This window comes from Streptomyces sp. NRRL S-350 (assembly GCF_000719705.1).
Lineage (GTDB): Bacteria > Actinomycetota > Actinomycetes > Streptomycetales > Streptomycetaceae > Kitasatospora.
The window spans coordinates 68,561-93,065 of sequence record NZ_JOHO01000013.1 but is presented as its reverse complement, the minus strand read 5'-3'; the positions used below and the strand labels follow the sequence as shown (position 1 = coordinate 93,065).

At 71.5% G+C, this 24,505-nt stretch carries 33 protein-coding genes and 9 tRNA genes; 12 read left to right on the top strand and 30 right to left on the bottom strand.

What is annotated here, in order from left to right:
• Position 1 precedes the first annotated feature (1 nt).
• The 3 genes from IF30_RS0115690 to IF30_RS47870 all read right to left on the bottom strand — a co-directional run bounded on the left by IF30_RS0115690 (position 2) and on the right by IF30_RS47870 (position 1,296).
• Positions 2–313: a hypothetical protein gene (locus IF30_RS0115690; RefSeq protein WP_030237863.1), complete on the bottom strand. Its 312-nt coding sequence runs from the start codon at positions 311–313 to the stop codon at positions 2–4.
• An 82-nt stretch (positions 314–395) separates the two neighbouring features.
• Positions 396–953, bottom strand: a complete 558-nt coding sequence (locus IF30_RS0115685) for a hypothetical protein (protein ID WP_030237860.1) — start codon at positions 951–953, stop codon at positions 396–398.
• Positions 954–1,134: 181 nt separating this feature from the next.
• Entirely contained in the window at positions 1,135–1,296 is a 162-nt protein-coding gene (locus IF30_RS47870) for a hypothetical protein (RefSeq protein WP_158835150.1), read from the bottom strand.
• Between the two features lie 214 nt (positions 1,297–1,510).
• Between IF30_RS47870 and IF30_RS0115675 the strand changes: the two genes are divergently transcribed.
• Positions 1,511–1,948, top strand: a complete 438-nt coding sequence (locus IF30_RS0115675; RefSeq protein WP_037900076.1) for a DUF3307 domain-containing protein — start codon at positions 1,511–1,513, stop codon at positions 1,946–1,948.
• A 107-nt stretch (positions 1,949–2,055) separates the two neighbouring features.
• Here IF30_RS0115675 and IF30_RS0115670 read toward each other — a convergent pair.
• The 21 genes from IF30_RS0115670 to IF30_RS0115580 form a co-directional block, all read right to left on the bottom strand.
• Positions 2,056–2,130 (bottom strand) — tRNA-Leu (locus IF30_RS0115670).
• 4 nt (positions 2,131–2,134) lie between these two features.
• Positions 2,135–2,206, bottom strand: a tRNA-Gln gene (locus tag IF30_RS0115665).
• Between the two features lie 5 nt (positions 2,207–2,211).
• A tRNA-Trp gene (locus IF30_RS0115660) sits at positions 2,212–2,286 on the bottom strand.
• A 1-nt stretch (position 2,287) separates the two neighbouring features.
• Positions 2,288–2,374, bottom strand: a tRNA-Ser gene (locus tag IF30_RS47865).
• A gap of 51 nt (positions 2,375–2,425) precedes the next feature.
• Positions 2,426–2,510: transfer RNA gene (locus tag IF30_RS0115655), tRNA-Ser, on the bottom strand.
• A gap of 5 nt (positions 2,511–2,515) precedes the next feature.
• Positions 2,516–2,590: transfer RNA gene (locus IF30_RS0115650), tRNA-Leu, on the bottom strand.
• Between the two features lie 5 nt (positions 2,591–2,595).
• Positions 2,596–2,668 (bottom strand) — tRNA-Leu (locus IF30_RS47860).
• 1 nt (position 2,669) lies between these two features.
• A tRNA-His gene (locus tag IF30_RS0115645) sits at positions 2,670–2,745 on the bottom strand.
• Between the two features lie 81 nt (positions 2,746–2,826).
• A tRNA-Met gene (locus IF30_RS0115640) sits at positions 2,827–2,904 on the bottom strand.
• 161 nt (positions 2,905–3,065) lie between these two features.
• On the bottom strand, positions 3,066–3,599 hold the full coding sequence (locus IF30_RS0115635) for a hypothetical protein (protein ID WP_030237854.1): 534 nt from the start codon (positions 3,597–3,599) through the stop codon (positions 3,066–3,068).
• Positions 3,592–4,110, bottom strand: coding sequence for a hypothetical protein (locus IF30_RS0115630; RefSeq protein ID WP_030237851.1), 519 nt, complete (start codon positions 4,108–4,110; stop codon positions 3,592–3,594). The genes IF30_RS0115635 and IF30_RS0115630 overlap by 8 nt, the downstream gene beginning before the upstream one ends.
• Before the next feature lie 9 nt (positions 4,111–4,119).
• The gene (locus tag IF30_RS0115625) at positions 4,120–4,419 is read right to left on the bottom strand and encodes a hypothetical protein (protein ID WP_030237848.1); all 300 of its coding nucleotides are present in this window, start codon (positions 4,417–4,419) and stop codon (positions 4,120–4,122) included.
• Between the two features lie 24 nt (positions 4,420–4,443).
• Entirely contained in the window at positions 4,444–4,842 is a 399-nt protein-coding gene (locus tag IF30_RS0115620; RefSeq protein ID WP_030237845.1) for a hypothetical protein, read from the bottom strand.
• Complete coding sequence (locus IF30_RS0115615; RefSeq protein ID WP_030237842.1) at positions 4,839–5,048, bottom strand: hypothetical protein; 210 nt, start codon at positions 5,046–5,048, stop codon at positions 4,839–4,841. Before IF30_RS0115615 ends, IF30_RS0115620 begins: the two co-directional genes overlap by 4 nt.
• A 173-nt stretch (positions 5,049–5,221) precedes the next feature.
• Positions 5,222–5,824, bottom strand: coding sequence for a hypothetical protein (locus IF30_RS0115610; RefSeq protein ID WP_030237839.1), 603 nt, complete (start codon positions 5,822–5,824; stop codon positions 5,222–5,224).
• A gap of 13 nt (positions 5,825–5,837) precedes the next feature.
• Entirely contained in the window at positions 5,838–6,068 is a 231-nt protein-coding gene (locus tag IF30_RS0115605) for a hypothetical protein (protein ID WP_030237837.1), read from the bottom strand.
• 159 nt (positions 6,069–6,227) lie between these two features.
• Positions 6,228–6,623, bottom strand: a complete 396-nt coding sequence (locus IF30_RS0115600; protein ID WP_030237835.1) for a hypothetical protein — start codon at positions 6,621–6,623, stop codon at positions 6,228–6,230.
• 64 nt (positions 6,624–6,687) lie between these two features.
• Positions 6,688–7,125 carry a DUF6283 family protein gene (locus IF30_RS48650; RefSeq protein WP_051710356.1) on the bottom strand — a complete coding sequence of 146 codons (438 nt, stop codon included), beginning with the start codon at positions 7,123–7,125 and terminating at the stop codon, positions 6,688–6,690.
• Positions 7,115–7,573, bottom strand: coding sequence for a hypothetical protein (locus IF30_RS0115590; RefSeq protein WP_030237830.1), 459 nt, complete (start codon positions 7,571–7,573; stop codon positions 7,115–7,117). Before IF30_RS0115590 ends, IF30_RS48650 begins: the two co-directional genes overlap by 11 nt.
• Positions 7,570–8,082 (bottom strand): hypothetical protein, encoded by a 513-nt coding sequence (locus IF30_RS0115585; protein WP_030237829.1) that lies wholly within the window; start codon positions 8,080–8,082, stop codon positions 7,570–7,572. The genes IF30_RS0115590 and IF30_RS0115585 overlap by 4 nt, the downstream gene beginning before the upstream one ends.
• A gap of 75 nt (positions 8,083–8,157) precedes the next feature.
• Complete coding sequence (locus IF30_RS0115580) at positions 8,158–8,745, bottom strand: hypothetical protein (RefSeq protein WP_051710354.1); 588 nt, start codon at positions 8,743–8,745, stop codon at positions 8,158–8,160.
• A gap of 238 nt (positions 8,746–8,983) precedes the next feature.
• Here IF30_RS0115580 and IF30_RS0115575 point away from each other — a divergent pair, with 238 nt between their 5' ends.
• Entirely contained in the window at positions 8,984–9,664 is a 681-nt protein-coding gene (locus IF30_RS0115575) for a hypothetical protein (RefSeq protein WP_030237825.1), read from the top strand.
• Between the two features lie 154 nt (positions 9,665–9,818).
• Here IF30_RS0115575 and IF30_RS0115570 read toward each other — a convergent pair whose 3' ends face one another.
• From IF30_RS0115570 to IF30_RS0115555, 4 genes are all read right to left on the bottom strand, one after another.
• Positions 9,819–10,367 (bottom strand): hypothetical protein, encoded by a 549-nt coding sequence (locus tag IF30_RS0115570; protein ID WP_030237823.1) that lies wholly within the window; start codon positions 10,365–10,367, stop codon positions 9,819–9,821.
• Positions 10,368–10,492: 125 nt separating this feature from the next.
• On the bottom strand, positions 10,493–11,020 hold the full coding sequence (locus IF30_RS0115565) for a hypothetical protein (protein ID WP_030237821.1): 528 nt from the start codon (positions 11,018–11,020) through the stop codon (positions 10,493–10,495).
• On the bottom strand, positions 11,017–11,157 hold the full coding sequence (locus IF30_RS47855) for a hypothetical protein (RefSeq protein ID WP_158835147.1): 141 nt from the start codon (positions 11,155–11,157) through the stop codon (positions 11,017–11,019). The genes IF30_RS0115565 and IF30_RS47855 overlap by 4 nt, the downstream gene beginning before the upstream one ends.
• 27 nt (positions 11,158–11,184) lie before the next feature.
• Positions 11,185–11,994 carry a hypothetical protein gene (locus IF30_RS0115555; protein WP_030237819.1) on the bottom strand — a complete coding sequence of 270 codons (810 nt, stop codon included), beginning with the start codon at positions 11,992–11,994 and terminating at the stop codon, positions 11,185–11,187.
• Between the two features lie 524 nt (positions 11,995–12,518).
• Between IF30_RS0115555 and IF30_RS0115550 the strand changes: the two genes are divergently transcribed.
• Both IF30_RS0115550 and IF30_RS47850 read left to right on the top strand, forming a co-directional pair.
• Positions 12,519–12,866: a hypothetical protein gene (locus IF30_RS0115550; protein ID WP_030237816.1), complete on the top strand. Its 348-nt coding sequence runs from the start codon at positions 12,519–12,521 to the stop codon at positions 12,864–12,866.
• Between the two features lie 408 nt (positions 12,867–13,274).
• Entirely contained in the window at positions 13,275–13,706 is a 432-nt protein-coding gene (locus IF30_RS47850) for a hypothetical protein (RefSeq protein ID WP_158835144.1), read from the top strand.
• Positions 13,707–13,785: 79 nt separating this feature from the next.
• Here IF30_RS47850 and IF30_RS0115540 read toward each other — a convergent pair whose 3' ends face one another.
• A complete protein-coding gene (locus tag IF30_RS0115540) occupies positions 13,786–14,301 on the bottom strand; it encodes a GNAT family N-acetyltransferase (RefSeq protein WP_030237809.1) in 516 nt (171 codons plus the stop codon).
• Positions 14,298–15,545 carry a hypothetical protein gene (locus IF30_RS0115535; RefSeq protein WP_030237805.1) on the bottom strand — a complete coding sequence of 416 codons (1,248 nt, stop codon included), beginning with the start codon at positions 15,543–15,545 and terminating at the stop codon, positions 14,298–14,300. The genes IF30_RS0115540 and IF30_RS0115535 overlap by 4 nt, the downstream gene beginning before the upstream one ends.
• Before the next feature lie 209 nt (positions 15,546–15,754).
• On the opposite strand from IF30_RS0115535, the gene IF30_RS43625 reads away from it, so the two are divergent.
• From IF30_RS43625 to IF30_RS0115495, 8 genes are all read left to right on the top strand, one after another.
• Complete coding sequence (locus IF30_RS43625; RefSeq protein WP_051710352.1) at positions 15,755–16,444, top strand: ATP-binding protein; 690 nt, start codon at positions 15,755–15,757, stop codon at positions 16,442–16,444.
• Positions 16,445–16,681: 237 nt separating this feature from the next.
• Complete coding sequence (locus IF30_RS0115525) at positions 16,682–17,725, top strand: phosphotransferase (protein ID WP_158835141.1); 1,044 nt, start codon at positions 16,682–16,684, stop codon at positions 17,723–17,725.
• The gene (locus IF30_RS0115520) at positions 17,722–18,390 is read left to right on the top strand and encodes a hypothetical protein (protein ID WP_051710351.1); all 669 of its coding nucleotides are present in this window, start codon (positions 17,722–17,724) and stop codon (positions 18,388–18,390) included. Before IF30_RS0115525 ends, IF30_RS0115520 begins: the two co-directional genes overlap by 4 nt.
• A gap of 71 nt (positions 18,391–18,461) precedes the next feature.
• Positions 18,462–19,697: a methyltransferase, FxLD system gene (gene fxlM / locus IF30_RS0115515; protein ID WP_037900071.1), complete on the top strand. Its 1,236-nt coding sequence runs from the start codon at positions 18,462–18,464 to the stop codon at positions 19,695–19,697.
• A 72-nt stretch (positions 19,698–19,769) separates the two neighbouring features.
• Positions 19,770–19,937, top strand: a complete 168-nt coding sequence (locus IF30_RS48645; RefSeq protein WP_199807871.1) for a hypothetical protein — start codon at positions 19,770–19,772, stop codon at positions 19,935–19,937.
• 72 nt (positions 19,938–20,009) lie between these two features.
• Complete coding sequence (locus IF30_RS0115505; RefSeq protein WP_078891407.1) at positions 20,010–22,814, top strand: lantibiotic dehydratase; 2,805 nt, start codon at positions 20,010–20,012, stop codon at positions 22,812–22,814.
• Positions 22,807–24,030 (top strand): lanthionine synthetase C family protein, encoded by a 1,224-nt coding sequence (locus IF30_RS43620; RefSeq protein ID WP_051710347.1) that lies wholly within the window; start codon positions 22,807–22,809, stop codon positions 24,028–24,030. Before IF30_RS0115505 ends, IF30_RS43620 begins: the two co-directional genes overlap by 8 nt.
• 54 nt (positions 24,031–24,084) lie before the next feature.
• Complete coding sequence (locus IF30_RS0115495) at positions 24,085–24,426, top strand: MazG-like family protein (RefSeq protein WP_030237789.1); 342 nt, start codon at positions 24,085–24,087, stop codon at positions 24,424–24,426.
• Positions 24,427–24,505 lie beyond the last annotated feature (79 nt).

The window sequence follows — 24,505 nt, the reverse complement described above, 5'->3', positions numbered from 1 at the left end:
GTCAGACGGTCAGGAGGCGGCCGTCGAAGTAGGCGTTGGCCCAGAACACGGCGCGGTCCAGGCGCTTGGCGTTCACGCGGGCCTGGCCGGACGTCGGGGTGACGGCGGCCAGGACGTTCCTCGCGCGGCGCGGCAGCCGGTGCGTGGCATGGACGGCCGGGGGCGGGCCGAACAGGTCGCGGCGCTGGCGACGGTTGCGGCTGGGCTGCGGGGCGCGGCGAACACTGGCGGCGCGCTCCTCGCGGTGTCGGCGGCGGCGCTCGGCGCGGGTCAGGGTGGCGGTGGTGGTGTCGACGGCCGGGTCAGTGTCCAAGGGGTGCTCCCAGGTTGGTGGCGGGCATGCGAAGACCTCCGCACCCGTTGGGTGGGAGGTCTGCGAAGGCTGGAGGCGAGGTCTACTCGGTGGTGACCAGGACCTGGACGCCGGCCGGGACGGTGATCCGTACGGTGGGCGGCAGCGGGACCGACGCGAAGAAGAGGGCCGTGCTGGTGTGCTCTTCCATTGCCAGCGGCTCGTCCTCGTACCCCGCCGACTCCCCGGGCTCGGGCTCGGGCTCGGCCAGGGCCTTCTCCAGCGTCTTCCGGAGCTGGCGGGAGCGGTTCTCCGCGCTCTCGTAGACACCGCCGATCCAGTCGGCTTTCCGCTCACCAGCGCGGACGGCGCGGATCTCCTCGTCGGCGCTGTCCAGCGCGTCGAGCATCCACTGCTCCGCGTTGTCGACGGCCACGACGCGATACGCGGCCTCACCGGCCAGCGGAATGCCGCTGGTACCGCTGCGGCCGCTCAGGGCGTAGACGCCGAGGCCGCCGTAGGAGCCGTCCATGCGGTGACCGAACAGCTGGGAGCCGGTCTCGGCGTAGATGAGGTACTGGCCGTCGTTGTACGAGGAGTGCGTCTCGCTCGGGTTGACGCGCTCGACCAGGACGACCTTGCCGGTGTACGTGGTGGTCATGTGAGGGGTCCTTCGCTCGGGAGGGGCCCGTGTCGGAGGGGGGGTCGGCCGCCGTGGACCCCTCAGTCACGGCGGCCGACGTCAAAGGCCCCGCCGGATCGGTTGCGTCCGCGCGGGGTCTGCTTGGGGGCGGAGCTGGTGAGGCTCAGCCGGATGGTGACGCTGGGCTGGGCCCTGACGGTCACTCGGGTGCGGCGAAGCCGATCTTCAGCTTCGGCGGCTTGGGGGCGTTGTCGCCGAGCAGTCGGCGGGCGGCCTCTTCGGCCTGCTTCAGGAGCTTCGGGTCGGCGCCGTCGATCTCGATGGTGACGCTGTTGTCGCCGCGGGAGGCGGTGATCCGCATGCCAGGGCTCGCTCTCGCAGGTGGTGGGGTGAGGATGACGGGCGGTAGGTCGCAAAGGACCCGCAGGAATGCGGAATGGTTCGTCAGCCCATCCGGGCAACAGCAGCATGGGCGCGGCGGGCACCGTCTGCGCCCTGCTTTGTAACAAACCACTTGACACGTCGCGCTTATGGCGGGCGACTATTGGGGTCGCCCCTTCTGTACCGGAGGGGCTTTGAACACCAACGCTTCAACCTTCGCCGCTGTCCTGTTGACGCTCCTGGTTGCCCATATGTGGGGTGACCACAGCGCGCAGACGGACCACCAGGCGGCGCACAAGGGCAGGCCCGGGCCCGACAGCGGGACGACCAACGCGGAGTCCTGGCGGGCCATGCTCGGCCACCTGGTGAGCTACCACGCCGTGATGATCGTGATGCTCGCTGCCGTGGTATTCGCGCTCGACCTGCGGGTGGGCGTCACCGGCTGCGCGGCCGGGGTCGCCTTCTTGGTGGTGACGCATGGATTCTGGGATCGGCGGTGGCCCGTTGCCCTGTTCATGCGAATCACCCGTAGCCCCCAGTGGGCGAAGGACCCGCAGGGCCGCTACCTGGTTGACCAGAGTCAGCACTGGCTCTGCCTGTGGCTCGCCTCGCTCCTGATCGTCTTGGTCTGACCGAACGAGACCTCAAGTGGCGTCGGCCGCCGAGCGCCGAGCTGAGCCGGCGCCCGGGGGCCATGCGGGCGCCGGGGTGTTTCCCGAGGAAACAGCTGGCCGGACGGTGGCCGGGGCGGGATTCGAACCCGCAGGCCGCCCGTTTTGAGCGGGCGAGGTCAGCCAGTTGCGCTCACCCGGCCTGGGCTCCCCACCGAGGATTCGAACCTCGACTCGCAGGTCCAGAGCCTGCTGTGCTGCCGGTTACACCAACGGGGATCGAGCACGGTCGGCAGGATTCGAACCTGCGGCACTCCGGGTTGGAGCCGGATGCTCTGGCCAGCCTGAGCTACGACCGCTTGGCGGAAGGTGCGAGAGTCGAACTCGCCGCGGTGTCACCCGCCACGCTTTTCGAGAGCGCTTGGCACGCCACATGCCGGACCTTCCAGGGCAGCTTCCACGGCCGTACCCTCACGGGCCGGTGAGTGTGGAAGCCTGCGGAGGATGCAGGGATCGAACCTGCGCGGGTGTGACCCCGACGACGGCTTAGCAAGCCGCTGCCTTACCGCTCGGCCAATCCTCCATGCGTGGCGCTGACAGGAGTCGAACCTGCAACCTGCGGTCCCTCAGACCGCCGCCTCTGCCTGGTTGGGCTACAGCGCCTTGCGTAGCGTCGGTGCGATTCGAACGCACACTGGACCGGTCCTGAACCGGTTCCCTCTGCCGTTGGGGTACGACGCCTTGGGGTGATCGGCGGGACTCGAACCCGCAACATCCGCGACCACAACGCGGTGCTCTAGCCGTTGAGCTACGATCACAGTGCGCTGCCGAGGAATCGAACCTCGCTAGCCCGAAGGCACAGGCTTTACAGGCCCGTTCGTGTCCCAGCACTCAACGCGTGGTCGCACCGGCGGGATTCGAACCCGCGACCTGCGGCTTATGAGGCCGCCGAGCTGACCGAGCTGCTCTACGGTGCTGTGAATGAGCGTATGGACCTGGCAGGCCGATGGCCACGGGTTTTCCTTTGCCCTGCCTCGCGCTCAGCAGATCTGGTGTACGTAGCTGCGGGTGCCCGTCGGCACGACGTTGAGGTCGCGGCGCACGATGCTGATTCCGCTGCTCCAGCCCCCAGGGACGTTCACTGGAACCCCCAGAAGTCGAACCTGATCCGGCCCCGGTCGTCCCGGGAGAAGAACCCGTGGTGGTCCCGCAGAGCTTGGTAGACGGCTCGCGGTACACGGTGCGGTGGCTTGGCCGGGTCGGGGTCCGGTGGCAGGAGCTGAGGCGGCAGTCTGCGGACCAGGCGCGGGCACACGTCGTCCAGGAGCGTCGGCGGGAAGGGCTCCAGCTCGCCGTCGAATGGGCCGCCTCGCAGGAACGCGGTCTCGTCGGTCGGACCGTCGTAGGACCCTTCCGGGGAGTGCCGTTCGGCCTCGAGGACGTTGCTGTGGCCCAAGCCTCGCGGTTCGGTCTCACGGTACTGGCCCCACGTCCCTCGATGCCGGCCGCCGAGGTGGTGGGCGGCCTTGGTCACCACGTCAGCCCAGGGGTAGGAGACCCAACCAGCCGGAAGGCTCGTCATCAGGAACTTGCCGCAGCAGGGCGCCACGAACTCAATCACCAGGTCGACCTGCGGCAGGAGCCACAGATCGTGCACGTGGCCGTCAGCCATGGCGCAGCAGGTTCCACAGGTCGCCGGGGGTGACGTAGCCGGGCCAGCGGCCGTCCTTGAACAGCTCGATGCCGGCGCGCCGGTAGGCCTCGTCCGCGAGCTGGCTGCAGATCATGTGGCCGCTGTCGGCGATGTACCGGCGTAGGCCGGGCGCCGGGAGGTGGAAGCGGTGCGCGGCGAGGGCGGCGTAGTCGAGGGCGCTGTACGGGGTGTAGCGCAGGCTGCGGGCGGCTGCGGCGACCTTCTCGCGCTGGTCGTCCGTCAGCGGCGGGGAGACGTACACGACGTCGCGGTCCGCGTACTCGCTGAGCGGTCGCAGGACGGCGCCGCCGGGCTGCGCTTCGATCAGCTCGGTTTCGCCGTCCTGGTTCGGGCCGACGACGACGAAGGCGTGCTCGAAGCGGGAGAAGCCGGAGCCGGTGAGCCACTGGCCGGCTCGGATGAGGCTGCCGACCGGGCCGAGGATGGAGGTTAGGCCGATGTCGCCCGTGCGGGGCTGCTGCTGAATCACGCTCCTCCTTCAGTGCCGGGCGGCGGCGGTCGCGGGGGCGATGGGCGGCCAGTGCCAGTGGCCGGGTTCGTGGCCGTGCTCGCGGTTGGGGAGCCAGAGGGTGCCAGGGCCGTCGAGGAACACGTGGAGGTTGACGGTGTTGCCTTCGGCCCGGACGACGATCGCGGGCAGGACGTCGCCGACGCGGTGCTCGGCGAACTCCACGGGCGGGTTGTGGGTGGGCCTGTTCGCGTACTCGTGGACGCGGGTCAGGTCCTCGGCGGACAGGCGGTAGTGAACGATGCGGCCGGTCGACGGGGAAGGGTGCACCGGGGCGCCTCCTTCCGGGATGTGTCAGGTGCGCTGGACGGCCTGGTAGGTCGGGCAGGGCCAGGGCGCGGGCTCGGCGCCTTCGAGGCCGTCGTACTGCTCGCAGTGGGAGCAGGCGGGCTGGTGGCGGCCGGCCTCGGGGCGGTGGAGGTCGAGCACGGCGACAGCTGCGGGATTGTCCTGGTGGTGCTGCCGGAGCTGCTGCCACTGGGTGGCCGCCTGGTCGGTGTCGGCGGCGACCTTCTCGGCGAGCCGGGCCTGGGCCTGGGCGTGGCAGTCGGCGTGCGGATCCGGCGATCGGCGGCGGAACGGCGTCGCGCTGGCGGCGAGTGAGGGCAGCTCAGCGCCGCACGGGCAGGTCCGGGGGGCGGTGAGCAGCGACTTGGCGGGCACGGCGAGGTCGTACGCGGCGATGCCCGTCACGCCGCGGCCAGGTCGGTGGTCTTGAGCGGGGGTGCGGCGATCTCGCCGCGGGCGACGGGCTGCAGCTCGCGCCAGTCGTAGAGGCCGTCGTAGCTGGTGATGCGGCCCTCGGATGCCCAGCGGCGGACGGTTCCGATGGGGCGCTTCACGAGGTGGGCGATGTCGGCGCCGGTGAGCAGCACGGGGGCGGCGGTGGCAGTGGGCAAAGGGGCCTCCCTTCGCGGGTGGTGGAAACACGAAGGGCCGCCCCGGCGGTTTCACGGGGCGGCCCTTCGTGGTGCAGAAGTTCCAGTAGACCAAATACTGGATTCGGTCTGACTGGATGTCAACCCCCTTTCCGAAGATTCTTTCGGAAGGCCTCGGGGCCCGTTGCCGGGTCTCAGCTGGTCCTACCTACCGTGTTCACCGGCCGCAGCGGCAGGTTCTTGCCCCAGCGGTGCGCCCGCACGGTGACGGGCCCGTGGTTCGGGCACTCCCCCAGCTCCTCCACGAGCGCCCGGTGCTGACGCGGGGTTCGGCAGTGGTTCTGGCGGGTGCGCTCTTCCACCTCGCGCCCGTACTGCGGCGTCCACGTCCGGCCTGAGTGCTCGCCCTCCGGCTCGCGCTGCGACGGGACCAGCGGCGTCTTGGGCTCCTCCAGGTCGACAACGGTCACCCGGTCCACCGTGCGGACGCGCTTCGCCTTGCTCTTGCCCTTGCCGGTGCCCTGCTTCTCGGTCCGCTCGCGTCGGGGGACCTCGATCTCCCGGCCGACCAGCGGCTGCCCGTCCAGGTCGGCCACCTTGTCCACCATCAGCCGCAGGACAGCGAGCGCCTCGATCGCGCCCCGCGCCCAGGCCAGTCGCGAGCCCGCCGGCGGGGCGGTCGGCAGCTGCTGGCCGATCGGCAGCAGCAGCTCGTCCTCCCACTCCAGCGGCGAGTCGTGCTCGCGGAAGGGGACGGTTCGGCGAAGCCGGCGCCGGGGGCGAGTTGTCGCCCGCAAGGCGCCCGGGTGGCTACTCGACGGCGACCCAGTCGTGCACGACGTTGAGGGCTTCCTGGTAGCTGCCGCTGCTGGTGACGGCGTTGGTGAACTCAGCGATGATCTGCGCCCGCTCGGGGCCGCCGACGCCGTTGGCGCTCAGGTGGCGGCGCAGCTGGGCCCGGACGGCGCCGAGGATCGAGTACACGTTGCCGTCGGTGCCGGACAGCGTGACGGTGCAGTCGGGATATCGGATGTCGGACATCGGGGGCCTTCTCCTTCAGTCAGGGCGGGACACGGTCGGCGTCGGTGAGCTGCGTGTCTTCTTGCACGGTCCGACATGGACAAAGTTAGTGCCTAGGCACTAACACGTCAAGAAAAAAACTGACTCCTTGAAGGAGCCTCGAATCCCTGCAGACGGCCTCTACGCACCCAGAGGGGCCGCGCCGACTTCCCCCGCGGCGTGCCAGGACCAGAGCGCCCGGGCGCCGTCCAGGGTGCGGCTCCAGCCAGCCTGACGGCCCGTCCGGCAGACCTCGAGTCCGTCCTTGCAGGAGCAGGTGACCCGGAAGTGCCCCGCCCAGCGGGTCACGACGGCCTCCTTGATCCAGCCCCGGTGCTCCCCCTCGGCCACCCGGATCGGCTTCGTCACCGCGTCGAGCTGTCCGCGGGTCACCGCGACCAGAGGGAACAGGTCGTACCCCTCCACGTCGAGGTCGGCCATCGGGTAGTGCCAGGTCAGGTCGGCCACCCACCGTCCGCCGCGGCTGTAGACGCGGCGGACGGTGGCATGGAGTTCCTGCTCGGGGTAGTTCTGCATGACCAGGTCGCCGGCCTTGATTGCCGATCCGGTCCGCTGCGGCGCGTCAGCGCGCCCTCGGCCCTCATCCAAAGCTGACGTCACCCCGCGTCTTGGCGATCTTGGCGATCGCGCGCCGGGCGTCCTCGCCGGGGTCGTCGATGTCGGCCCGGCCGTGGGCAGCAGCTTCGGCCCCGGAGGCGAACAGCGGTACCCGGGACGTGTAGTCGACCGCTTCGGCGAAGGTCGCGCTGTCGATCAGGCCTTCGATGAGCGCGATCTGCAGCGCGAGAAGCTCAGCCCCGCCGTGGCAGCCGATCCAGCCGGCGCACATGCGGCGTTGATCGCTGTCCCTGTCGGCCTGGTGGCACTGCCAGACTTTCGTAGGCTGCTCAGCCCTGGGCCGGTCGTACCGCTCCAGTTTGTCGTACTCCGATTCCGCCCAGACCCCGGACGGGACGTCGGGCCGGTACGGGCAGGTGTCGCAGGCCTTCGGCGCAGGCGGCCGGATCTCAGACGTCATGGTGGGTGTACTCCGGTGGGAGGGCGACGAGCGCTTCGTCGGGGACCGCGCCGAGTGTAGGGGCGGGCCGTGTGAGCGGGCGGTAGTCCTGGCAGGCACAGGACCGGCACGGGATGGTGCTGGCGTCCGTGAGGTGGAAGGCGTGCTGGTTGTCCCGGTGCCCGCATCTGCACGGGGAGCGGTCCGCGGAACGGCGTCGGCATTCGGCGGTCGCCTCGTGCACCAGGGCGTTGTCGGTCGCGGCCCGGGCCGCCCCGCGCAGGGTGGCGGCGGTGACCGGGCCGGAGGCGAGGTGCTGGGCACCGACGGCGGCGAGCGTCTGCCGCAGCTCGGGATCGACGCAGACCTGGTCGGCGAGTGCGTTGAACGCGGCGGCCTGGGAGCGGCGTTCGGCGGCGACGGCATCGTGGTCGGCTGCGCTCATCGGGGGCGGGCTGGTGTCGGTCACGAGAGGGCGCCGTCCTCGCGGTGCTGGCGAGCGCGGGCGGCCTGGTATCCGGCGACGAGGAACGCGGGCTCGTGGCAGTACCAGCGGTCGTAGTGCTCGTCGGCGTCGAGCTTGGACCAGATCCCGGCCTGGGCGTCGGGGTGGCGGGCGGTGAGGTACGCGCACATCGCTACCCGGTGCTCGGGGGCGAGGCCGGTGACGGTCAGCGTGTCGTAGGTGGCATCGAGCTGGTCGAGGAGCTCGGCATGGGGCGGCTGCGGGTAGACCGGCACGGTGCGCTGGGAGTTCCACTGGCTGGTCCGCCCGAAGGGGTTGTCCAGGCCGGGGCGGCGGGAGAAGTCCATGGGCTGCAGCACGCGGTACTCGGTGGTGTCGGCGGCGCCGGGCTGCGCCCGGGTGATGACACCGGTTCCGCCCGGCACCCGGTGGGCCCAGAGCTGCGCGGTGTGGGTGACGCGTGTCTGCTCGGGCAGCGGGTGCCGGACGGTGGGGCGGATGATCGGTGACATCGGGGGCTGGGTCCTTCCCGAAGGCGGTCGAGGGGGCCGGGCCCGGCGGTCCGGGCCCGGCGTGAACGGCGCGGGCTACTGCTGGTAGGCGGCGATCAGCTTGCGCACCTGGTCCGCGGGCAGACAGCCCGGGTGGCGGTAAGGGCTGGGCGGCTCGCCGTTGCGGCCGCGGATGTGCGACAGGTAGCGCGGCCCGGACCAGCCGGGGCACCCGGGGAGTATGCACTCCAGCCACCAGTGGTTGTCGGAGCCGGGAAAGCCGCTGCGGGCGCGCCAGAACTGGGCCTCGATGGTGGCGAACGCCTGCTTGGCGCTGCCGATGTTGCGGTCGCTGACCGGCAGCCGGGGGTGGAGAAGAGGCACCTCATCGAGCGGTTCGAAGACCCGCGGTACGAGTTCGGCCAGGGGTATGGGGGTGATGTTCCCGTCGGCGTACTCCCTGATCAGGTAGTCGGCGGCCTTCTTGTGGCCCGGCTGGCCCTTGTCCGGGCGGCCGACGCAGTGTTCGTCCTTCCCGTTGGGGACGGCGTACCAGGGGCGGTGGAAGCGGAAGACGTGCCCGAGGACCAGGTCGGTGCTCGTGTCGGGGGACACGATGACCGGATAGCGGCACTCATCCATCTCCGGGTCTCCGAGCCGGTATGGCAGCAGGAGGGTGCTCATGGGGGGTACTCCTTGTCGCGCAGGCGGCCCCGACCGTGAAGTCGAATCGCTCATTTGGATGACCTGAGTTTATCAACTTGGGCAGGGTTGAGCCCCCGAGCCACACACCGATGAACCGTCAGGAGCGGTCCCCTAGCTGCGGATATCCCCGGCGGCGAGCAGGACCTGGGCCGTACAGTCGTTGCAGCGACCATGCGGAAAGCGGTCGCGTCGGCACGAGTGAATGAGGGCACCAGCCTTGGCAACCACCTTCGGTACGAACACCTCCGTCACGTCCACCATCGCCTTGCTGGAGGCACAGCTCCCGGACCTTGAGGCGGAACAGGCCTCCCTGGAGAGCAAGTTGGCGTCGGTCACCGCAGACCTCGAATCGGTCCGCACCGCCCTCAGCAGCCTGAAGGCGCTCACCCCGGCAGTCCTGGAGACGGACAGCGGGGCGGACACCGAGCCGGTCCCCGCCGCCGAGGAGGACAAGCCGCTCCCGGTCGGTGAGGCGCCGACGGCGAAGAAGACAACCCGTCGGGGAGCAGCACGGACCACCGCGGCGAAGCCCGCTGGAACGGGGCCCCGCAGAGGCCGCAAGGCCGCCGAGGAGGCGCAGACCGCCGAGAAGGCGGCCGCTGCTCCGGCGCCGCGCAAGACGGCGACGAAGAAGGCCACCGCCGCGAAGGCCGCCCCCAAGGCGGTACCTGCCAAGGAGACGCGCGGCAAGCGGTCGAACGGCATCGCGGATGCCGTTCACGACGCCCTGACCAAGGCCGGTACGCCGCTCCGGGCGAAGGAAGTGCTTCACGCCATCGGCTTGGACGAGACCAGCAACAACATGACCAACGTGACCGCGACCCTTGGGCGACTCGTCACGCGGGGCCGGGCACGGCGCTCCGGACGCGGCCTGTTCGAGCCGGCACAGCAGAGCTGACGAGCCGCTCGGCCTGCCTCTGCGCGCAGTCACCGCCTTGTGCAGCGTGCTGGCCAGGTGATCGGTCCTGCCAGCACGCTGCACAGTGGCGCCCCGCGCGCGCCTCTGCTGCTGGATGGTGAAGATGACCGGCACAGCGCCACCACTCGGGCGGTCAGAGTTCGGTGATCAACCCGTTCTGGCCGTAGCCGAACACCCGGTGCGACCTGAACGGCGCGGGGCGGAACACTGGGACACGGCCGCCACCGCGCGCGGCGGTCATGCGGACGTCGTACGAGCGGGTGATGCCCAGCACCCACCGCTGCGGCTTGGCCTCAACCCACCCCTCCCCCGTGGTCGCGCCAGCCATCACGTGGCTGTCACTCGCCCGCCGGGCCCGCTGCAGCCGGATGTGCGGGCACAGGGTCAGGGACGCCTCGGCGCACGCGGGGTGCATTGGCGGGTCGGCGTAGCCGCGGCGCTGGAACGACTGCTCTCCGCCGAGGAACGCCACCCAGTAGCCGAGGTCACCGCCGCAGATCGAGCAGCGGCGCTGCTGGGCCAGCCGTACGCCCTGCTCGGCGTTGATCGCGGTGAAGTCGTGGAAGTCGCCGTGCTGGGAGACGGCCGGTATGGGCAGTCGGCGGCGCGGATCGACGGGGAGTTCGGGCATGCGCTCGGGGAGATTGGCCAGGAGCGCGGCGAGGTCGGACTGGATGGGCATGGGTGATCCGTTCGCTGGCCGGGAACGAGCGGGCCCGGCCCGGGTCGAGGTGTTTGGGGAGGGCGGCGGCCCGGCGGCGCAGACGGGCCTCTGCAGGGGCTGGCGAGGAGACGGTGGGGGTGCCGTCACCGGCCGGAGCGGGTGGCGCAGAAGCCGTCGCACAGGGCGGCCTCGTCCGGGTCGGTGTGGCCAGCGCAGTGAGGCACGTTCTCGTGCCCGTGGTCCCAGGGGTCGGGCAGGCACTCGGCTCCGCCGTCGGTGAGGACCTGGTCGAGGCGCTGCCAGAGCAGCCGCACGGGATGGTCGGCGGGCAGACCGGCGGCGGCTTCGTCCAGCGCAGCGCGCATGTCGGTGGTGCCGAGCCCGTCCAGCAGGTCGGCGGGCTTGGGGTGGCGCAGCTCGTGCTGGACGATGGCGGCGTGCTGGTCGTACGCCTCGCTAACCGCGTTGGCGTCCCACTGCGGGGTGGTGAGGCCGCCGCAGGTGCACATGCCGACGTAGAGGTCGCCGACGGGATCGAGGGTGAGTCGGTGCTGGTCGCGGACGGCCTGGAACAGGGGGTCGTCCGGCCAGTGGGGGTAGTCGTGGCACTGGTCGGTGCACGGGCCGGTGGTGTGGGCCTGCTTCCACGGCGGCCCGGGGACGGTGCTCACTCGCTCTCCCCGTCGACGCCGAACCACTGGCATTCCTGGTTGTGACAAGACCAGCCGGAGCCGTGGGGGTCGTGCCAGCGTTCCATGTCCCTTTCGCCGCACTGGGGGCACGGCGGGTTCTCTTCTTCGGTGGTCACGGGGTCATCCTCTCGGGGTGCCGGGGGTCAGTCCGAGGTCAGGCAGGCCAGCGCAAGGGCAACGTCGCCGAGAGAGAAGTCCGGCAGTTCCAGCCGCGCCAGGCCTTCGTCGAGTACCTCGACCAGCACCGTCCCGTACGTACGCCGCTCGCCGTTGTTGGCGTCCTCGAACTCGAACTTCTCGCCCGGCGGGAAGCCCTCCAGCGTCTCGCCGCCGTCGAAGTGGTCGTGCGGATCACCCCAGGCCGCCCGGTACGCCTGGGCGGCCCGGTCGAGCGGGATGCGGTCGAAGGTGAGGGTGCAGCAATGGACCAGGTCGGACAGGTCGATCCGGATGGTCCCCGAGCTGTGAGGCGTCTCCACCGCCAGCGTCACGATCCTCAGATACTCCCTCTCGTCCGGGACGGCGGGCAGCGGCAGGCCGGTCTCGGCCCGCAGGTAGTCAGCTGCGGCGCGTACGAGCATCCGAACCGCCTCGTGGTAGACGGCACTGGGCTCCGCCGCCCGGGCGGATTGGCGAGGGCCCTTCGGCTTGCGTGGGGTGCCCTTGGCGGCCGCCCTGCGCATCTTGCCCGCGACGATGCCAAGGCTGCCCCGGTCGATCGGCACGGGCGGGAACGTGCCGGCGGCGATCCTCGCGTCCAGGGAGTCCAACTGGTCGGCCAGGCGCAGCGCGACGTCGGGCGTGGTGTCGATGTACGCGGCGGTGCCAACCCCCCTGGGGCGGACCTCGGCGCCGCGCATCAGGTCCGCCAGTCCGGGGTCGGTGATGGCATCGGGGTGGGCGAGCAAGTAGGCGTGCAGGCGGCCGGGCAGCGTGATGGCGGTGGGGTTCATGGCTCCTCGTCAGCATCAATTTGGATGACGCAAATTTATCAACTGTCGAGCGCTCAGGTGGCCGCTCCACGTGGCACCGCCCTACCGTCGAGCCATCCACGGACAGCCGGAAACGGGCCACCAGAAGGCCCTTTGGCGCTCGGGGGCCGGCGCAGGCGCGGGTGCGCACACACCCCCACCCGCACGACCCCGGGTTCACCGCCTGGCACCCACCCCCGAAATTCGGCGAGAAAACAGGACTTGGCGCCAGAGTCGGCCGAGGTGGGCGTGCGCAGCAGGGTCGCTGCCGTCGGGCCGAGGTGGGGCGCCGCCGATGTGCACGATCGAGGGTCGCGCCTACTCGGGCGCCACGGTGGACCGGATGACCCTTTGCGTCGCAGACTGATAAATTCAGGTCATCTCAATAAAGGCTGCGGGCGGCCTATTCATGACAGCGCCGTCGTCCACCCCTGCGGCCGGCTACTCGCCTCCCTGACGAGCGCTGCACTGCCGACTCGAACCAGCCTCTTGAAGGAGCACCAGAGATGATGTTGCCCGCGACTCCCGTTACCCGCCGGATCATTGCCCTGGCCGAGGAGGCTGGACTGAACCCCGAGGAGCGACCTGCCTTCGGGAACAGCTATCGCGTGGTCGTGGATGCCAAGGACGGCATGGACTCGCCGATCGGGCACATCGAGATCGGCCGGCGGTCGGGGCGCGTCCTGCGGGCCACCGTGATGATCGGCTTGGGCGGCCCCGAGCCGCAGAGGATGACGCTGGACGGTGCGGTCGCGGTACGTGCGTGGCTGCAAGGCTTGCTCCGTTCGAAAGCCCGGACCCACGCGACCGGCCGCCATGGCGATGCGAGCGCGCGAACTGTTACCCGCCAGTAGGAGTGCTGCGTTTCCGCAGGTCGCATCGGAACCGGCAAGTAGCATCCCCGGGGCACGGATCGTTAACGTAGGCGGCCATACACGGTCACCGATACACTCAGGTCATACGAACCAGGCTCAGCCGCCGGAGGTACCTCCATGACAGCCCCCGCGCTCTGCCCGAGCTGCGGGAAGCAGCCCGCCAGCTCCGACGCCGAACGCCACCGTGCCTCCTGCAGCCCGGCGCAGCCGGCTCCCGGCGCGAGGAAGGCCCCTGGAGCGCTGTGGTCGCTCGCCGAAGCCCACGCCAAGTACCCGCATGTCCCGCTGCCCACTCTGAAGGGCTGGGCTCGCGAAGGGCGGTTCGGGGATGCCCTCGGTGAATCCGTCGGCGGCCCGGGCCGGCCAGGCCGGCTCTACGCGAAGAAGATGATCAAGGCTGCCCTCGTCAAGGCTGGCCGTGTCACGGCGAAGGGCGAGCCGGTCCTTCGTCCTCACCGCGGTCGTGTCATGCCGCCGGGTGAGCATCGCACCCGCAGCGGCGTCCGGCTCCTCGGCATCACCGATCTCCCCGGGCTCTTCGGCATCTCCCTCAATACGGCGAGGATCTGGTCGTCGCGGCCCAGCACGGTGACACCGGCGTTCCTGAGCCCGAAGGCCTGGCTGGACGGACTCGGGAACATGACCACCATCGCGCCGCCCGAGGCCAACCGCCGGGGATGGCATCCCCTCTGGCGTGAAGACCACCTACGAAAGTGGGGCACTCTGCCGAACGCCCACGGGCACCCACGGCTGCTGAACGACGGCTCCCCGAACCCCGCAGCCCTCGACTACGGACGCCGACGAACCACGTCTGCGTGACGCCGACGGATGGGGCTGCTCAACTGGTCAGGAGGGGAGCAGTACGTACTGCTCCCCTCCTGACCGCTCGGGCGCACGGTCAGATAGGCCGGACCATGACGGCATACACGGGAGCGTCCTCGAACGGCTGCTGCTCCCCGACCTTCCGGTAGTCCCAGGACTCGTAGAGGGCTTGGACCCGCGGGTGGGTGGTGTCGACCAAAAGGGTGGCCAGGGCCTGGGGCTTGGAGGCGAGCAGCTCGGTGTGGAGCAGATCAGAGATGCCCTGCTTGCGCCAGCGCGGCCGGATCATGACCTCCGACACGGCGAAGGTGCTGGGGTCGGCCGGCTCTTCTTCGAGGTGGCCGCGCCACCACTCCTTGCCCTCAGCGAGCGGCGCGCCGTACGCGAAGCCGACTGGCTCCTCACCGTCGTCGTCGTAGGCGACCACGCAGTGGAAGCCCGGCCGCTCGATCCAGTGCTTCACGAACCAGGGGAACCTCTGTACGAACGGGTCGTCGGCCTGGTCGGCGTAGGCATCAGCGTGCACGGCGATCAGCAGGTCGGACAGGCCCTCCGGAAGCTCTCCTTCGCGGTGGTGACGGGTCGTTATCACTGGCTCTCCTTCGGGCGGCGAACTCGATCGGTCCACTCTCGCGTAGCCGTGCTGTCCGGCGCCACACTGATCAAGTCGCGGTGGAAGTCGCCGAGCAGGCTTCGCATTCTGGTCGGCAGCTCGTCGTGGCCCATGAGTGGCCGCACGGTGAGGGCGGTGGCGCAGGCCTGTTCGATCTCACCTTGGTGTAGCTGGGCGAGGGCGAGCCACCCTGTCGCTGACGCTCGGTTGCGCCGGTACTGGGCGGGGATGCTGGCCAGCGCTTGGTGGGCGGCGCCTTCGGCCTGTTCTGCGGAGCCGAGCCGCTGGTGGACGACTGCGGAGAGGGCGAAGAGTTCAGCGCGGCCGTAGAAGGCCAGCCAGGAAGGCCGTTGCTCCTCGCTGGCTCGGTTCAGGGCGTCGTGGGCGTGTCCGAGGTAGCGGAGGGCGGCTTGGCGGTCTGAGGCTGCGGCGTACCCGATTGCGGCGCGGGCGTGAGCGAGGGAGGCGGCCAGGGGGTCACGCCGGGAGACTCCCAGGCCGTGGGCGGCCTGGGCAGCGGCGATGGAGTCGTGCCACTGTTGCTGCTGGAAGGCGATGACCGCCAGGTTGTTGTACACCCGCAGCTGGGCGGTGGAGTCCTGGGCGAGGCCGGCGTAGGTGAGCGTGTCCTTGAGGAGTTCCTGGGCCCGCTTGAACCGGCGGTCGTCGATCGCGCTGAACGCCGCCGTAGCGGTGAAGTCGGCAGCGAGGCTGAGGAGCTGTCGGCCGATGGCCTGGCTGGTGTTCATCTTCTTGAGCTTGAGGGCTTCGGCCGCGCCAGCAACAGCGGCAGCTTCCAACGCGGTATGCCCGCCCAGGTGGTAGTCGAGGGCGACCAGGTCGTCCAGCTTGGTGCGTAGGCGGGCGACGTCGGACCGGCCGACCATCGTGGGGGCTGCAAGTGTGGGGAGCGGGGGCAGGGCAGCGGCCGTGATGGCGATGAAGCTGCGACGAAGCACGGGTTCCTCCGGCGAGGGTGCGACGCCCGGCTCGATGAAGCCGAGCTGCTCGGGTGTGCGCTCCAGCACGTTGGTGAGCGCGATCCTGATTCTGCCCTGCGGCCACCGGCTCTTGCCGGACAGCCACTTCTGGACGGTGCGCTCCGAGAGGGTCCCGATCTTGCCTGTGACGCGGCCCAGTTCATCGTTGAGCTGCCGTGCTAACTCGAGTCGTGTCAGCCGCAGTTCGGCCATCCGGGCTCGTAGAGCGAGGTTCTCCCCCATGCCCTCAAAGTAGCGGTGCGGTCACCGATCGTGCAGCCGTTTGGGTAATGAGATCGTCAAAAGTTCCCTCTCCGTGCGCGCGGGACGACCCCGATTGTTCCTCGTCAACATTCAGCCCGGCCAGTTGACTGGGCATCAGCCCCCTCGGGCCAGCCGGCGAGCCGCACCCTGCGAGCAGGCGGGCCACGCTCTTCCCCAGGAGACCGCGGATGCCTACGACGACGAACGAACCCGAGCAGCTGGTCCCCGCCAGCAAGGCGGCGGTGCATACCCGGGCCGCCGACGGCACGTGCGACGCCGACTGCCCGGCTTGGCCGTGCAACGTCGAGGTGGACGCCAACCTGGAGATCGAGACCGGGCAGACGGCGGTTCCGGCAGCACGCCGGAGCCTCAAGGAGCTGGTCAAGGACCACGAGCTGCCGGCCGACGAACGGCTGGACGACGCGCTGCTCTGCCTGAGCGAGTTGCTGACCAACGCCCGCCGCCACGCCGGAACGGTGCTCCGGGTCCGGGTCACCTGGACCCGCGAAGGGCACCTGAGAGTGGACGTGCAGGACAACAGCCTGCGCTTACCCCAGCAGCGGAAGCACAACAAGGGCAGCCAGGGCGGCCGCGGCCTCCACCTCGTAAGCGAGCTCGCCGACGCATGGGGCTGGTATCCGGCCGGGGCCGGCAAGGTCGTCTGGTTCCACGTCACCGTCGGCCAGCTCCGCACCGAGCAGCAGCGGGAGCAGCGCTTAACCGCCATGGTGCGGCGCAGCCGCGCCCTCGCCCAGCGCGAGGCCGGGCAGGCGGCCGTATCGCGGCCGGCGCGGGTTCACCCTCTTCCTCGGCGCACGCCTGGGCTCGGCTGGGGCGAGTTCGTTCGAGGCGGCCAGACCGGCCGCAAGAGCGCCTAGAGCTGGGTGCCGTTCATCGGGACGGCACCCGATCAGCCCGGCGGCCTGGCAGGCGGCCGCCGGATCCCTGCCCCATCCCCGCGCGGCCCGGCCCGGAGCAGCCGGGCCAGGGGCAGGCCCCTCGGAGGATCCGTGCGTCGGACACGTCGAACCCCGAGGCCGAGCCGGTCTCCCGCCAACCCCCGGGCGGGAGACCGGCTCGATCCCCCCGCAGAAGACGACGGAGAGTTGAAGAAGGTGAGCACCACGTCCAGCAACGCGGTCCGGAGGGCGCGCGGCACGGCGGCCCCCGCCGACGGGTCCCAGTACGGCGGATCCATCGCGTCGAGGGAGCCGGCACTGTACGCGGCGGCTCTGGCGGAGGGGCTCGACCCCGAAGGCGCGGTGCTGCTCTCGAACGGGCGGAGCCGGGTCTACCGGCTGCCCGCGGCCACCTGGAAGGGCGGGAGCGGGGTGGTGGCCAAGATCCACGCCCGAGGACACGCCCTGGCCGCCGCGCAGCAGTGCGCCGTGGCCTACTGGGTGCGCTCGGAAGGCGTGCAGACGCCCCGCCCGCTGCGCCGTCAGCCGATCACCTCGCACGGTGGCGTGGCGGTGTCGTTCTGGGAGGACTTCGGCGACGGCGGCCGGGCCACTCCGACGGGGCTCGCCGGCGTGCTCAGTGACCTGCACTCGCTCCCGGAGCCGCCGGACTTCCTGGGCATCCGCCTCTACCAGCCGTTCACCGACCTACACGTGAGAGTCCGGGCGCTGAGAGATCTGGCCCCGACCGTCCGCGGCCACCTGATCCGCGAGCTCCAAGCCCTGGCGGCCTGGTGGAACGTGGCACGGTGGCCCACGAAGTCCGGCGTCATCCACACCGCGCTGAGCCCGCGGGAGACCACGGCTACCGCATCCGGTACCGGCCTCCTGGACCTGGCCGACCTGCGGATCGGGCCCCCGATGGTGGACCTGGCATCCGTCGCCCTGCAGCAGGACGTCTACGCCAACGACCCCGCCCTCCCGCACCAGGGGGACCGCGACGACGACCCGGACGCCGCCTACGAGGCTTTCCACCAGGCCTACGGCGTCGACGTGATGCGATTCGCCGACGGCCGGCCTTACCGAGCCCTGCGGTGGATCCACATCCTCACTGGCTGCATCGACGCCCTCGAACGCGCCACCGGCTCCTCCGCCTGGTGCACCGAGGGCGACTACCGACTGAGCTGCGTCCGAGGCGACGAGGGCGACCCACCGTGGTACTGGCGCACGGCCGCGGAGATGGCCGAGGTGGAGAGGTGACCCCCGAGCTGCAGGCGGCCCCCGGCACGATCACGAAGCCGGACATCGTCCCCTACGTGATCTCGTACACCGGCGAGCACGACCACCCGACCAAACTGGTAGCCACCAAGCGCGGCCTGCGCTTCGTGGGCGAGGCCCCCGGCGACCGGGACAGCCGCGGTGTGCTGTGGATCCGCCAAGACCAGAAGCCCGGCGACGGCCGGCCGGACTTCGGCGGGATCAACTCCGCTCGACAACGCCGCTGCATGAGCCAGTTCCTCTGCCAGGTCTGCGCCGGCCCGCCCTCGGTGACGACGGACGGCATGCTCTTCCTTCTCCTGGACAAGCCCGAACCGGGCTGGAACGACTGGCCGGAACGAATGGGCACCACCCACCCGCCGCTGTGCGCCCGCTGCGCCGCCCAGGCCGTACGGATGTGCGGTGCGCTTAGGCATGGCTTCACTGCGGTCCGTGTCCGGCGCCCCTCCATTGCCGGGGTCGATGGGAAGGTCTACGGCCCTGGAGCCGAGTTCGTGCAGCGGGTTGTCCAGTACGACGAGCTGGACGTGCTCCGCTGGACGGTCGCGGAGCAACTGGTCGCGATCCTCATCGAATGCACCGTCATCACCGACCTGGAGGACGACCTGCACAGCGCCAGCCTGCTGGCCGCACCCACCCGCGACTGACCGAACGGCGAACTCAGTGAGCATCTCCGAACCCGCACCCTCAGGGCTTGCCAGTGTCTAAGCTCCCCAGCATGAAGACCGTGAGTGACCGCGGCGTCACAGGGCCAGCCACCGATTCGAGCGAGCTGAACGACCAGCTCGTCCACGCGCTGGAGGGGGCGGGCAGAATCACCAGCCCGGAGATCGCTGCGGCGTTCCGGGCGACGCCCCGCCACCTGTTCGTCCCGGATGTCGAGTTGAGGGAGGCGTACCGGGATGACTACCAGCCCACCGAGCGCGACGGCGACGGCCGGCTCCTCAGCTCGGTCAGTGCGCCGTGGCTGGTCGCGCAGATGCTGGAGTACCTGCGGCCTCAGCCGGGCAACTCGGTGCTCGAGATCGGCTCAGGGGGCTACAACGCCGTTCTCCTCCACCAGTTGGTCGGCGACGCGGGCGCGGTGACCAGCATCGACATCGACCCGGTGGTGACCGAGCGCGCCCGCCGCTGCCTGCGAGCGGCCGGCCTGGAGGCCGCGGTCCGCCTTCTCACCGGCGACGGCGCCCAGGGTGTCCCCGATGCGGCCCCGTACGACCGGATCGAGGTGACGGTGCAGGCGGCCGCGATCGAGCAGACGTGGCTCGACCAGCTCGCGCCCGGCGGCGTGCTCGTCGTCCCGCTGCGCGTGCGCGGCCTCGGCCGCCTCGTCGCCCTCACCCGAGACGGCGAAGGGCACTACTCCGGGGGCGGCTGGCTCCCCTGCGGCTTCGTGCCGATGCGGGGGGAGGCGGCGAGCTCCACCCAGATGCACGCGCTGATCCCCGGCGCCCGCGTCCGGGTCGACGGCACCCAGCCGCTCGACACCGAGGCCCTGACGAAGGCCCTCGACACCACCGGCAGCCCGCGATGGTCCGGTGTCGAGGTGGGGGCGAGCGAGGGCACCAGGCCCGTCATCGACCTGTGGTTCGCCACCGTCCTCGACACGTACGGCACCCTGCTGACGGACCCGAAGGAGTCCGCCCTGCAAGCGCTGCCGGGTGGCACCCCCCTCACCTGGAACACCGACTCCACCGCCGCGGCTTACGTGACGATGCGTCCGGTCGAGGGCCAGAGCGGCCGCTACGAGTACGGCGTGATCGTCCACGGCGAGGACGAGGACCTTGCCGAGGCCCTGGTGGAGCACCTGCGGGAATGGGGCCGGGACCACCGTGGCGGCCCCGGTCCCGTCCTCCACGTCTACGACTCGGGCACCGACCCCGCGACCATGGCCCCTGGCCGGGCACTGGAACGGCCCGGCGCGCCGATGGTTCTCACCTGGCCGAAGGACTGACGGCCCACCCACACTCCCGGACCCGAGCGGTCCGGGTGCACCATCCCCACCGATGTTGGAAGGAGGATGCACATGAGCAAGGCATTGCTGGACGCCTTCGAGCTCGAACCGGTGAACACGCCGCTGAGTGCGATCCGCGAGAACTACGCGGACACCGAGGGTGACACCACTGGTGACGGTTGCGGGGCCTCGCCCCCGGCCGGGCCGACCAGCGGCTGCCTGATCCCGGGCCAGCTGTAGCAGCACGCGGGTGGGCGGCACCGGCGGCTCCGGTGCCGCCCACCCGGTCGTCTCAACCAGGGGGAACCGTCCGTGCGTAGCCGTCTCGTGCCCGACCCGGTGGTACTGGCCCGCCTCCCGCTCCTACCAGCCGACAGCACGAAGGCCGGCGGGTTGCTCGCCGAGGGGTTGTTCCTCGCCTCCCGCGACCTCGACACCACCTCCGGCGGCGTGCTGGCGCGGGCCGCCTACGACCTGCGCGCGCGCACCCGCACCACCCCCAATGGCGTCTGGGCCGCCGCCACCACCGCCCGCCTGGCCGCCGGGGAACCGCTCCTGCTGTTGGGCGAGGAGCACCGCTGCGCCACTCTCCCCAGCGCGGCCTGGCTCGCGGCCGTCGCCGACCGCGCCCTCGACCTGCCGGGCGGCCCCGACCTGCTCCGCCTCTTCGCCAACCCGACCGCGCTGCAACGCGGCACCGTGCTGGAGGCCGAGCACCCGGGTGCGTACGGCACCGCGCAGCTGGGCACAGCCCGGCTGACCGAGGTGTCCGACTGGCTGATGCGCGAGTGCGGCCGCACCGGTGGCGCCCCGGCCGGACGGGTCGTCAGCGCGGCGCTCAACCGCTGGCCCACCGCCGACGGCGCCCAGGTGCGGGCCGCGATCACCGCGCTGATCCGCACCGGCCTGCTCCTGACCGACCTTCTGCCCGCCGACCTCGCCGACGACCCCCTCGGCCACCTTGCCGCGAAGCTCCCCCCGGCCGCCGGCCTGCGCACCGAACTCACCGGCCTGCGCGCGCTGCTCGCCGACGCGGACCACCACCGGCCCGGCGCCCCCGAGCGCCTGCCGCTCCTGCACGCCGCCCGACGCGCGGCCGACGCGATCCACCCCACCGCCCGCCCGCTGACCTGCGACACCATCGCCGAGGCCGACCTGCGCCTCCCGGCCACGGTGGGCAGGGAGGCGGCGCGGGCCGTCGACACCCTCTGGCGCATCGGCCACCGCACGCCGCCGCTGCAGCCCTGGACAGCGAAGTTCCGGGATGCGTACGGCCCTCACCGCCTCGTCCCGCTGCTCGAAACCGTTGACCTGGCCACCGGGATCGGCCCGCCGGGGCTGGAGGACGCGATCGGCGCCCGCTCCGACCTGGACGACCGCCGCACCCAACTCCTCCTCGGGATGCTGCTCACCGCGACCGCGCAGGGCGAGCAGGAGGTGGAGCTGACCGAGGAGATGGTCGACGCGCTGGCCCACCACGGCGACGGGCGGCCGCCCCGCACGGCCGAAGTCCACGTGCGGGTCCGGGAAGACGACGACGGCCACCTCGCCCTGGCCATCGGCACCCACGCGGCGCAGGACGCCGGATCGGCCGCCGGACGCCTCGCCCGCTACCTGCCCAACCTCGCCCCCGAGCAGCAGGCCGGCAGCGAGCCGGCACTCGCCGAGATCGTCTGCCGACCCCTCACCGCCAGCACCGGGGCCCTGGCGGTCGAGAGCGGACGGACGGCGTACCGCATCCCCGTGGGCCTGCCCCTCACCGACTCCCGGGACCTCGACCCCCGCACCCTGAACATCACCACCACCCCGGCCGGACACCTCACCCTCTACTCCCCCGACCTCGGCCGCACTGTCCGCCCCGTGCTGCTCAGCCGGATCACCCGCGCTCTCCTGCCACCGGCCGCCCAGCTTCTCCACCTGCTCGGCCACGCGGACGAAAGGCCTTGGCACCCCTGGTCCTGGGGCCCCGCCGCCCAAGCGCCCTACACCCCACGCGTCACCTACCGTTCCACCGTCCTCGCCCCGCAGCGCTGGCTCCTCCCCCAGGGCCTCCACGAGCTGGTCGACCACCGCGACCGCTGGCACGCCCACCTGGACGACTGGCTGTCCCACACCACCGTGCCGGTGCCGCAGCAGGTGGTGATCGAGGAGAGCGACCGACACCTGCCCGTCGACTTGGCCGACCCGGAGCACCGCGAGCTGCTGCGGCGCAGCGTCCGCCGCGGCTGCCGCACCGTCAGCGAGGTACTGCCGGGCCAGCCACCGGTCACCGGCCTGGACGGCCGCCACCACCTCGAACTCGTCATCGGCCTGCGCCAGCACCAGGCCGAGCCGCCGGTGCCGCTCGACCCCCGCACCGCCGCCCGGGCCCGGGCGGCCGACATCAACCTCCCCGGCGGCACCTGGCTCTCCCTCGCCCTCCCCGCCCCCGTCCGGCACCAGGAGGCGATCCTCACCCAGCTCCCGGCGTACCCAGGCACGCTGTCCTACTGGCTGCGGTACACCACCCCCGACCTCGGCCCCCACCTGCGCCTGCGCTACCACGGCACCCCCGAGCTACTGGCCGAGGTTCAGCAGGGACTCGCCAGCCTCGCCGGTCTGTTGGCCGAGCAGCACCTGACCACCGGTCACCTCACCGCCGAGCCGTACCAGCGGGAGACCCAGCGCTACGGCGGCCCGGGCGCGATCGGCGCGGCCGAGGCGGTGTTCGCCGCCGACTCCGCGCTCTCCCGCGCCGCCCTCTTCAACCTGGGCGACGACCAGCGGCTCATCCTCGCCGCCCACACCGCCGCCGCCATCGCCCGCACCCTCAACACCCCCACCGCCGCCCGCCCCCGCCCCCTCCCGGCCGACCTGCGCCGCCGCCGCGAGGGCCTGCGGGCCGAGTGCCGGACAGCGACCGTCCCCGCCGACCTCACCGGCCCGTGGAACACCCTGCTCGACGCCCTGGCCGCCTACCGCCCGCACCTCGCCGACGAGGTGGCGCTGCTGTGCGCCTCCGACCTCATCCACATGCACTGCAACCGCCTCCTCGGCACCGACCGAGACCGCGAGCAACTGGCCCGCTCGCTCGCCACGGACCTCCTGCGCACCTCAGACCTCGCCCGCCATGCCTGACCCCCTCGTACTGGTCGAGGAGACCGTGGCCGCCGTCCTCGACCCGGAGCAGGCGGCCGCCGGCCTCACCCCCGGCGCCGCCGCCAACCTCGCTGACGGCCTGCCCGGCACCGCGCTGCTCCTCGCCGTCCTGGCCGATGGCGACACCACCCTGATCGACGCCGCCGACCGGCACTGGGACGCTGCCGCCCGCGCCGTCGCGGGCTCCCGCCCGGACGGCGTCTACTCCGGCCCCGGCGCCCTGGCCGCCTCCCTCATCTACGGCAGCGCCTACCTCCCGGAGCACCGGCGCCAGCGCGAAGCCCTCGGCCGCGCCGCCGCCTGGCTCTCCGCCCGCGCCCAGGGCCTGGCCGAAGACCACACCAACCGGCTCCTCGGGGGCCCGGCCGGAACCATGTGGGGCGTCTACGACACCATCAAGGGCCTGGCCGGGATAGGCCGAGCGCTCCTCGCCGCCGTACAGCTCGGCATCCCGCAGGCCGGGCCGGGGCTGACCGCCGCCCTCACCACCCTCACCACGCTGATCACCACCACCGACGGCGCGGGCCGCCCCGGCTGGTGGGTCCGCGCAGAGGACCACGCGCTGAACGTCCCCGGAACCCTGCCCCCTTCCGGCGCCGCGAACACCGGGGCCGCGCACGGCATCGCCGGACCCCTCTCCCTCCTCGCCCTCGCGCACCAGGCCGGCAACTCCGTCCCCGGCCAGGAGAAGGCCATCGCCACCGCGGCTCACTGGCTCCTCAACTGGGCCGCCCCCGGCCCCTCCTGGCCGCCGTACGTCAGCGGCGACGACCTCGCGCAACCCCCGGACGCCGAGCGCCTGGCCGCCGCTCCGGGCCGCCGCGACGCCTGGTGCTACGGCACCCCCGGCATCGCCACTGTTCTCCACCACACCGGCCGGGCGCTCGCCGACCCCGTCCTCCTCACCCTGGCTCGCCAAGCCCTCGACCGCCTCGCCCGCCGTCCGCCCGCCACCTGGGACACCACCGGCCCGGGGCTCTGCCACGGCAGCGCCGGAGTCCTCGAGGTAGCCGTGCGTCTGAACCACCAGCACCTCGCCGACGCGGCCGCCCGGTACACCGCCGCCACCTTCCACGAGGCCAAGCCGGGCACGGGCTTCCTCACCGGCCGTGCCGGGGCGGCCCTCGCACTGGCCACCCACCGCCAGCCCACCGGCCACCAAATCCACTGGGACGGCCTGCTCATGCTGGCCTGACCCGAGGTCCCGCACATACACCGACCTCAGCGCGAGCACTGGAGAAACAGCACCATGACCACCCCGCAGACCGGGACACCCCTCCTCTTCGAGACCATCCGGAAGATCAAGGCGAAGCTCGACGGATTGACCCCACTGGAGCGCGACCTCGAGGTCGTCATGCGCATCGGGAAGATCGGCGAGGAGGCCGGGGAAGTGCATGAGGCACTGACCCTCGCCCTCGGTCAGAACCCGCGCAAGGGCAAGGACCCCGAGGGCTGGACCAAGGTGGAGAACGAGCTGTGCGACGTCGTCTTTACCGCGCTCGTCGCCCTGGAAACCGTCAGCGAGGACGCCGAAGCGAAGCTCGCCGAGCGCCTGGCCTACGTCTCCGACCGCACCCTCAACCTCACCTGACCCCTGCTGGGCTGCTGTCGTCGACACCCACTGCGCCGTCGTCAACGGCAGCAGCCCAGCCCCGCCACCGGAAGAAGGA